The following is a 10,241-nucleotide window of genomic DNA, read 5'->3' as shown; positions in this document are numbered from 1 at the left end:
ATGACGACGCAGCCGGCCTGGGAGCCTTTATCCCTGATAAACCGGGAGGTTCAAACTATTGGGGGTATATGACAGTTCCGGCAAGCCCCAATACAATTTTAGGCCAGCCCTTTGAGATGGCGTACGAAATGACCCCGCCAATGTATTTAAGTCCGGAAGGAGTAGGACCCGAGTATAGCAACGTCCCTGTTGAACCACGCATTGTTCAGTTCTACCTTGTTCTAAATGAATTTTCGTCGAATGCATGGTGCAATAGCGCTCCCGGTAATCCCGCTGAACATTGTCGGGAGTTGCCGGAGATTAATCTCCACAATGAATTTGTAAATCCAATGGACAGGTAAGGCAAAAGACATGTTCAGATTAAGTGTTATATTTCTCTCCATACTCATATTATCAGTTACATCCTGTACGAAAAAGGAAATACCAGGTCTTGTTGCCCATTATTCCTTTAGTGGGGATGCCTCTGATGAGAGCCACAACCAAAACAATGCCTTAGTGCATGAGGCGACACTGACCAGCGACAGATTTGGAAATACAAAAAGTGCTTACCGTTTTAATGGTACCTCTGCATATATTTTCGCCCCGGTGAAAAATATGCCTGCACCCGATGCAGCCCAGACAATCTCCTGGTGGTTTATGATTGAGCAACCGCCGGACTATATTGATTCCTTGGGTGCAGATAATATGATTGCCATGGTAGACACGGTTGATGGTATCGGGCTTCAGTTTGGCTATCGTGCGCCCGGTTATCATACTCCTGGTCTCGATACCTGGTACTGGGGTGGCAGAACAGTGCTTGGTACACAACCTCCAGCTGTAAATAAATGGCACCATTGCATTTACACTTATGATGGCCGGACGCACCGGTTTTACCTGAACGGTCTTCTAAGGTCACAATCTGAAGTGGAGCCGCAGGCTGGAACTCCGGAAATACTCATGTTCGGGAATTATCCTGGAGGTAACCAATTTTTCGCCGGCGCTTTGGATGAAGTTCGGATTTATAATCGTGTTTTGTCTCATTCGGAGATTGAGTTTGTTTTTAAACATTAAGTTGGAGATTAGATTATGAGAAAAGTATTTAGCGTGAACAGAATCTTGTTAATCATTGGGCTGTTGTTGATAGGCTTATTGTTTGCCGCATATGCGGGGACGGCTCCCGGAAATGGCACTGCACCGAAGGGCGCGGATGAGAAAGAAGCAGCCCCCCTAATGCTGCAGGATCTCGACTATACGGAGAATCCTGTTGATATTCCGAATCCCGGCAGAGGCGCCTACAGAGGCAGGTGGCAGAATATACCGCCGGATTTGGTTGATGAAACGAATTCACCCTTCGGCATCACGCCCGAAGTGGATCATCGGGTTCCGGTGGACGAAAACTCCGTGCTGTATCATGGAAGACAGGTGCCCCCTGTGGAGGGTGATGATATCGAAAAGACGCAATTTTATAACGGTGTGAATCAAAACACCAGCCCCTACGTCGGCGGTACCGGGGTCTCCGCCCTTCCCGCCATATCATTCATGGGGTTCGACTTGTGCAACTTTTCGTCCAACGCGTTCCTCTCGGCCCACGACGCGTTTGCGTACCGGGATGACGGATTGTTCGAAGACCCGGTCACCGGCGCCGCAAGAACAGGGAAAACGCAACCCCTTACATCCTTCGCCCTTGATTACATAAGAGGCCTGCTTCAGAAGGTGAGGGACGGCAACGGTGTAGCCCTTGTAAAATTTTCCTATGACGGCAACGGGTTCAGCTATATTGAACCCCACAAGTATCCCCACCTGGATCTCACCCAGGGTCTCATTCACGGGCCTGAACCGACATACATGACTGAAAATAACCCGTTGCCCATGTGCGATGTACCCGGCCATGGGGACAAGACCTGGATAGAATATCATCTGTGGCAGCTCAAGCCCGTCTTACATGAATTCGAAGATATCATTTTGTGCGTCAAAACAGGTATGCTCGGTCCATGGGGAGAACAACACTCATCACCTGAGGCCCGAAGCGTGGATGCGTACAAAATGCTCTTGGACGCGTATCTGGACGCTGTACCCCCTTCCCGCGCGCTTCTGACCCACGCGGGGGGATTTCTGGCATGGTACAACGAAACCTACGGGACCTCCTATACCTTCACGAATATAGACGACATGCCTGTTCCGCCTCGGGGCTCGCCTGAGGCGCGGTTTGGATTTTTCAACGATAGTTACGCGGCTGGAAGCTGGACCGACAACGGCTCGCTTTCTGAAGGAAATTCAATGATCGATGAACGATACGGCGGCAGCACATATGACCGTTACCGGGTTATCACATGGATCCATAAGCAGAACCAGATTGTCCAGGGAGAAGGAGGCATCGGTGATAATGTGTTCGGTACCATGCCTGGGGCTCTCATAGAAGCACGTGAGCTCCGGACGACTGCTTTGAACATGAGACACGGCAGGTATAACCGGTGGAACAGTTTTATGTATACCAAAGAAAACGTCACCAAACCGGTTCAGTTCCCGGCCGACGAAGAAGAGCTGCGGCAAGGGAATTTTACCGGGGAGATTAAAACAGCGGTCTTTGACCCGGTATATGAGGGCAGAACCGGATTGGAATATGTCCGCGACAGATTAGGGTACCGTCTCGTGCTGCGCGAGGCGAAAGCAAGTGAGTGGGTGGAAGAGGATGGAGTCCTGAGATTCGAAGGAAAGATCCAGAACGTGGGCTTCGGCAATGTAATCAACCGGAAGAATGTGTCGGTTCTTCTGAAGTCGAAAACCGGTCCTGATTTTTACAGCGCCCCCACTGGCCTGGACGCTCGAAACTGGCTGACCGATGAGGGCGGCAATACCAGGCCGGACAACAGGGATGCATGGCGTGATTTGAACTTCTCCGTTTCCATGTCCGCATTCGGCAGCGTTTCCGCCGGGGACTATGAAATATACCTGAAGATCAGTGAGCCAAAAGAACAAAGCGCCAACAAGCGTTGCATACGGTTTGCCAATAAGGGAAACCGCTGGAATGCCCGCCTCGGTGCAAATCTCATCGGCTCGACAACAGTGTTATAGGCTGCATTTTCCAGCATCGGAGGAAAACAAATTAACACTCATAGAATAACATTCAGGAGACACCATGGATAGAAAAGAATTTTTAAAGACCGGCATGCTTCTGGGAGCCGCACCGGTTCTGATGCCCTGGCCTTCTAAACATACGGTATCCGGTGATGAGTCCGGACAAGATCAGCAGTGGGTACCCAAGGGAGGCAGCACCGTAGCAGAGTTGAAGGCGATGATCGAAGATTATTACGGCGATCCCGATAATGTCAGCGAGGTCGCCCGGGCACGCAAGATGCAGGCATTGATTATGGAGGTCGCCGTCGCGGCCAAGACCAGAAATCCGAATTTTCAGGTCATTCCGCAGGACACGCTGCAATATGCCCACATAGACGGCAATGCGGATTATCCGTACGACTGGAATCTCCTTAACCTGCTCGACGGCTGGGGGATTGAGAATTTCAGCGATACGACTGTACGGAGACTGGCAAACCTGACCAGGGTGGGCATAAAGGGCACGGCGAACACCAATGGAAGCACGGTGGAGACCGTTGCCGAAAACCAGAGAATTGCCGCGGAAAACAATATTCTCTGGCACCCGCGGCTGAGCGCGGAAGTGTATCAGTCACCGGGAATAGGAAATCCCGGGTATATGCCCATCTATTCGCCTTCATCCAACGCCTACAATATCATCCATCATCCCATACCCGCCGGTGTGGCCCACACACTGAACAGCAACAATGTTACCCATATGATGGACGCGAAAAACTATCTGTACATGATCAGCACCGGCAAGTATACGGACTGGCCGGACTGGGAAAGGAATCCCGCCCGCCGTCTCGATATAACCAGAACCGCCGGGTATCTGGTTCCTTTCAAGGGCGGGCGGTTTCAGCCGAGGGGTGTTCCGGAGGTGGTTGCCCGGGCGGTGGAGGACCACGGGAGTGAATGGGACTTTTTCTGGGTGGCGAAAGGTTACACTCAAAATGATGGCAGAAAGGCGTACATTGAGCAGCTCGCTGCCTCGAAGTGGGATGTTTTTTATATTGATGCGCATTTCAGCATGAGTTCGCTAACCAAAGAAGAGGTCGAAGCCCTCAAATGGAAGCCCCAGGGCGGCAGGCGACTGGTTATCGCATATTTGAGCATCGGCACCACGGAATCGTACCGGTGGTATGCCGATCCGGTCATGCTCAAACCCGGCACACGATCATTCCTCCGAGGCACTGTTGAGAACGGCACATTTATACCCGCCCACAAACGGTTCGGGCGTTCTGATATCCCGAACTGGATGCTCTGGGCGGCCTACCGCGGACAATACGCCAGTGAATCCACACCAATCTGGTGGCATCCCGAATGGAGGGATATTATTGTGCGGGGCGGCAGCTCCTACAAACATCCTGGGTTTGACCATACCCAGTTTCCAGAGGGCAGATCCTCCATCGACAGGATTGTCGACATGGGATTTGACGGCGTATATCTGGATAACGTAAGCAGAGCAGACTCGTCACACGATAATTGGGCAGCGCTGCAGGCCTACAATAATGCACATCCCGGGTGGTATTTAGAACCTTAGTTAAGGTGTTTTTCGAACAAAAGCCTAAATGGAATTATCAATTAATAATTAACCCATATGAATATTAAAATTAAATTTTTTGTTATTTGTTTGGTTGGCAGCGTTGTAAACGCTCAGGACAATCTTATGCCATAGAATATTAACTTTACGGAGTTTGTCGGTGACATTCGATTCCGGACAGAGGCTTTTACTGGCCCCAGCGATGTATCGTTCCCTTCGACAGTGGTGCTTCGGGTTTTCCTGACTTAGGAGTAGTGGTACCACGGTCTTTGTCAATGCTCGCATCGTTTATAGGAGGAACTTTTCGTCGAATGCCCCTCTCACCGGAATGCCAATAGGGGCGTGGAGTGCTGATGGTGCTCTTCCGCCAGATTATGGCACAACTCAAACTTTAACACCCGCTGCGATTGAATATGTAAAAGCAGCGCTTCAAAAAGTAAGGGAAAGCGAATCTGTTGCCATTGTGAAATTTAGTTATGACTGACGGGGCTTGACTTATAATAATCGTGGAGGATATAACCAATTCAAACATGATTGCGAAACAGGGGCACCACAAGGTCGAATTTGGTATGAAGCAGGTGTTCCTGAAGAATCTGATTTATGTGGTATCCCCGGTCATAAGGACAAAAACTGGGTACAATATCATATTTGGCAGTTTGGAAATATTTTTAGCGAATTCGAAGACGTATTTAACTGTGTCAAAGGGGGTATTTTTATCATGTGTAGAGCGAAATCGGAGAAACGACGGGAAAATTTGTTGTTATACATTAAGAACTTTTTGAGACGGGTGTCACTTAGGGGAATTCAGACCAAACACTTAGTCTTCTTTGTTGCAATTGTACTCTTGCTGGGGAGTGTGGTGGGTGCTCAATCCGAACATCCGATGAAATACCAGCAGGACAGTGAAATTAAAATAAACATAATGGAAGGTGAACACTGGTGGGTTGGAGTGATTAACCATGGCCATCAGATGCCCCTTTCGGATGGGTATGAAGCCGATCTGAATGGTTACATTTACGGGAATCAGGCACAGCCGGTTTTGGTGTCAAGTGAGGGGCGCTCCGTATGGTCAGATGAACCGTTCCATATTGAAGTAAAGGACAACCGGATAGACCTGGTGAAAACTTCAGGTGAGTTTGTATTACAAAAACACGGAAGTTCACTCCGGGAGGCATATTTAGGAGTGAGCCGTCAGTTCTTTCCGCCAACCGGGAAAATGCCGGATGAATCCCTTTTTACCCAGCCACAATACAACACATGGATAGAGTTAACGTACGATCAAAATCAACAAGACATTCTCACATACGCCCGTGGTATCATCGCCAATGGATTTCCGCCTGGCGTCATTATGATTGATGATAATTGGCAACGCACATATGGCGATTGGGAGTTCCGCGCTGAACGCTTCGATGACCCGAAAGCCATGGTGCAGGAACTGCATGAAATGGGATTCAAGGTCATGCTGTGGGTCTGTCCGTTCATCAGCCCTGATACTGAAATCTATCGCGATCTGCGGGACCGAGGTCTCTTACTGAAAGACAAAAAAGGATACCCGAAAATTGTTCGCTGGTGGAACGGGCAGAGCGCATTGCTCGACTTAACTCAGCCGGAGGCGAAGGATTGGTTTCTCGAACGCCTGCATTATCTGGAAGACACTTATGGAGTTGATGGATTCAAACTGGATGCCGGTGACCCGGAATACTATGTAAACGCGATCGCACACGAAAATATTTCCCCCAATGAACACTCCCGGTTATTTGCCGAAATCGGCCTGCATTTTCCGCTGAATGAATACCGTGCCACCTGGAAAATGGGTGGGCAGCCGCTGGCCCAGCGTCTGCGTGATAAGGGACATTCCTGGGATGATCTGAATACCCTGATTCCACACATTCTCACCCAGGGACTTTCCGGATATGCTTTTACCTGTCCCGATATGATTGGCGGTGGATTAATAGGCTCATTTGAAGACCTCGAAACAGTGGATCAGGAGCTCATCGTCCGATCAGCTCAAACTCACGCATTAATGCCAATGATGCAGTTTTCAGTGGCGCCATGGCGTGTTCTTGACCGGGATCATTTAAAGGCGGTAAAAAAGGCGGTTGATTTAAGAGCACATTTCACGGATAAAATTATGAAACTGGCTCGGGTTGCCGCAGAGACCGGAGAGCCAATCGTTCGGCATCTGGAATACGAATTCCCGGGACAGGGGTATGCCACCGTTTCCGACCAGTTTTTACTGGGTGATTCGATAATGGTCGCCCCGCTTCTTCAGCCGGAGCAGGATTCCCGGGAAATTATTATTCCTCCCGGAGTATGGAAGAGTAATGAGGGTGATGTGGTAGAAGGCCCTGCTACCATCACAACTCATGTTGCATTAGATGAAATTCCCTATTATACGCGCATTCCATGACCGTGTCACTAACAATCAATAATCGTCCCGGTTTCAATGAAAAGCCCCAAAAGCATCGCGTTGCAAGATGCCGACGCTATCAATTAAATAAAAACACCTAGGATGTAACTTTCCTATGCCCCAAACGTTCTCAGCGCGACCATCGAAAAATTTGATGTTCTCCACTCACGCATTTCCAACACTGAAAAAGGTTCTTGTTCTTATATGGATTTTTGGAATCGGTTTCGGAGCCTACCCCCTCTATGTGTTAGCTCAAACGGCTACGACAATAGAGTACTCCGAAACCGATTCTATCTTTGCAAACCCTGAGCGGGGCTTTTCAACCTATCGCTCGCGAGCTATCACGGATGGATATCTCCAAAATCTGCGTGGCCATAACGTCACGGTCGTCCAGCGTATCTACAAGGTTCCTGAGTTCCGCTCAGAGCAGCTTTCCGAAGATTTTCTGAATACGGTTCAACAGGATTTTGATATCGCCAGGCAGGAAGGTTTTAAACTAATACCGCGGTTCTCCTATACGGAAAACCAGAACGGAGACGATGCGGCCCTTGACACGATTTTGCTGCATTTGGATCAACTGGAGCCGCTCTTCCGGGCCAATTACGATGTTATTCTGTACATGGAGGCCGGATTCATCGGCGCCTGGGGAGAATGGTATTATTCCTCTCACAACCTGAACAACACCCAGGATCGACGGACTGTGCTCTTCAAAGAATTAGATGTGCTGCCCGAAGAGCGGATGGTTGTAGTTCGTACGCCGAATTACAAGAAAAATATTTATTCCAATGATGAACCGCTGACATCGGATGAGGCTTACACCGGATCGAACAGGGCCCGCACCGGCGCACACAACGACTGTTTCCTGGCCAGCGCTACCGATTATGGCACCTACCAGGACATCCAGGAAGACAAAAACTATCTGCACAACGATAACAGATTCGTGCCGCAAGGAGGGGAAACGTGTAATCCCAGCGATTACTCCGGATGCAACAACGCCCTGGATGATTTAGAATATCTGCATTGGTCGGTATTAAACCGTGATTACCATAGCACAGTTTTGGACGGCTGGGAGGAAAACGGATGTATGCCCGAAATCAAGCGCCGCCTTGGTTATCGGTTCCAACTCCTTGATGCGTCCATAGTTGACAGCGTCCGTTCGGACGGTAAGTTCACGCTGGACTTTGCGGTCTGGAATCGCGGGTTCGCCAGTCCGTTTAATCCACGGAATGTGGAGGTGGTTTTACGGCATCAATCAACCGGGAGCGAATTTTATCTTTCAGTAGATGTCGATCCCCGGTTGTGGTTTTCGGGCGATACCACACAGGTGTCGATTAGCGGCGGGATGATCCCGGAGATGCCCGAGGGTGAATACGCGGCATTTCTGAATCTGTCTGATCCCGTACCGCGTCTGCGCAAACGACCGGAATACAAGATTCGACTGGCCAATGAAGGTGTCTGGGAAGATTCCACCGGATACAACAATTTGAACCATACAATTACCCTTGATCAGCAGGCGTCCGGTAATGTGTATTCCGGGGATACGTACTTTGAATCGACGGATAACATCACCAGCACTGTCCACGAACCGCCGCAACCCGTTGCACAGCAGTTTACTTTGAGTGGGAATTATCCGAACCCGTTTAATGAGAGGACACAGTTCCAATTCACGCTTGCAAACCCGGCGCCGGTCGGTATTCAGGTCTACGATATTGCAGGGCGGCAGGTAGATGAACTGCGCACGAAGTACTACGATACGGGCAAACACATTATCAACTGGACGCTGCAGGAATTGAGCCGCGGTATTTTTTTTATCCAGCTCACGAACGGCCAACACGAGGAAACAATACGGGCAGTCTTGAAATAGATGTGTGAGACTTATTTAACCATTGAAGTATTAAAATGAACGGAGGGTGAACGATGAATATATTGAAGCGAATTCTGAGTGCGACCATCTTTGTTGGAAGTTTATTTCTCATCAGTTGTGGGCAGCAGGGGCCACAGTTTTACTCCATGGGGGATTTTGAGAGTGTGGACAAGGCGGATGTGCATGTACACATCAACGGCGCTGACCCAATGATGGTGGAACAGGCGCAGGCCGACAATTTTAAGTTGCTGACAGTGAATGTGGACTATCCCGATTTCCCACCCATCGATGAACAACAGGAAATTGCTGTAGAGCAGCACAACGAATATTCTGCAACGGTAGGCTTCTTTTCTACGTTTCCTATGGATGGCTGGGACAATCCCGGCTGGGCCGAGAAAACGATCGAGCGTATCAAAGCGGGGCAGGAACTCGGCGCTATCGGAGTGAAAACCTGGAAAAATATCGGCATGAGCTACCGGGATGAAAACGGCGAACTGGTGATGATCGATGATCCCGGTTTTGATCCCCCATTCGGATACCTGTCGGAGAAGGATATCTGGATGATCGGCCACCAGGCGGAACCGAAAAACTGCTGGCTGCCGGTTGATTCCATGACGGTCAATAACGATCGGGAATATTTCGAGGCGCACCCGGAATATCACATGTACAAACACCCGGAAATGCCCTCCTACGAGGAACATATGGAAGCCCGGAATCACATGCTCGAGAAGAACCCGAACCTGAAATTTATGGGTGCACATCTTGCGAGCCTCGAGTGGAGTGTGGACCGAATTACACAGTTTCTGGACCGGTTTCCCAATGCAACGGTCGATATGGCTGCGCGCATGGGACAGGTCCAATACCAGTCCATCCGGGATTATGAGAAGGTGCGCGATTTCTTTATCAATTACCAGGATCGCGTCCTCTACGCCACGGATTTGACCCAGGCACCCGGCGCCGCTACTGAGGAATTCAAATCGCAGGCACACCATCGCTGGACCATCGATTGGAAGTACCTTGCCACATCCGATACCCTCGAAGTCCCCGAACTCGATAACGCCTTCAAGGGACTTCGATTGCCGGCGGATGTTGTGGATAAAATCTATTACCAGAATGCGATTAAATATTTTTCGGGGGCGTGGAAATCAGGTTCTAACTAAAGGACTTGTCAGTTCAGGGTAGAGATTCACTAAATCGATACGAATAGCAGGAAAGACAATCTTCCAACGGATTAACAAATCACCCTGAGCTTGTCGCCCCAAAGGGATCCCGACGGGAAATGGGGGCTCGTTTTGTTTTAAGGAATTGATGTCAAGAGAACCAATTAAGGGGGACCCAATGGACTGAAGAGACTT

General features: G+C 49.6%; 7 protein-coding genes. All 7 read left to right on the top strand.

The genetic code is table 11. The features are described 5' to 3' along the window. Positions 1-341: hypothetical protein (locus tag K9N57_09240; protein ID MCF7804360.1), on the top strand; the 341-nt coding region annotated here is incomplete at its 5' end. A 253-nt stretch (positions 342-594) separates the two neighbouring features. After that, entirely contained in the window at positions 595-1,050 is a 456-nt protein-coding gene (locus tag K9N57_09235) for a LamG domain-containing protein (protein MCF7804359.1), read from the top strand. A gap of 15 nt (positions 1,051-1,065) precedes the next feature. Then, positions 1,066-3,051 carry a DUF4832 domain-containing protein gene (locus K9N57_09230; protein MCF7804358.1) on the top strand — a complete coding sequence of 662 codons (1,986 nt, stop codon included), beginning with the start codon at positions 1,066-1,068 and terminating at the stop codon, positions 3,049-3,051. Positions 3,052-3,115: 64 nt separating this feature from the next. Continuing rightward, positions 3,116-4,612 (top strand): hypothetical protein, encoded by a 1,497-nt coding sequence (locus tag K9N57_09225; GenBank protein ID MCF7804357.1) that lies wholly within the window; start codon positions 3,116-3,118, stop codon positions 4,610-4,612. 883 nt (positions 4,613-5,495) lie between these two features. Continuing rightward, positions 5,496-7,022 (top strand): glycoside hydrolase family 31 protein, encoded by a 1,527-nt coding sequence (locus K9N57_09220; GenBank protein MCF7804356.1) that lies wholly within the window; start codon positions 5,496-5,498, stop codon positions 7,020-7,022. A 115-nt stretch (positions 7,023-7,137) separates the two neighbouring features. Then, entirely contained in the window at positions 7,138-8,886 is a 1,749-nt protein-coding gene (locus K9N57_09215; GenBank protein ID MCF7804355.1) for a DUF4832 domain-containing protein, read from the top strand. 53 nt (positions 8,887-8,939) lie between these two features. Next, positions 8,940-10,046 carry an amidohydrolase gene (locus K9N57_09210; protein MCF7804354.1) on the top strand — a complete coding sequence of 369 codons (1,107 nt, stop codon included), beginning with the start codon at positions 8,940-8,942 and terminating at the stop codon, positions 10,044-10,046. Positions 10,047-10,241: the final 195 nt, after the last annotated feature.

It is taken from the genome of Candidatus Neomarinimicrobiota bacterium (assembly GCA_021734025.1).
In the GTDB taxonomy this organism is placed as follows: domain Bacteria; phylum Fidelibacterota; class JAANXI01; order JAANXI01; family JAANXI01; genus JAANXI01.
This window is presented reverse-complemented; position numbering and strand designations above follow the sequence as displayed.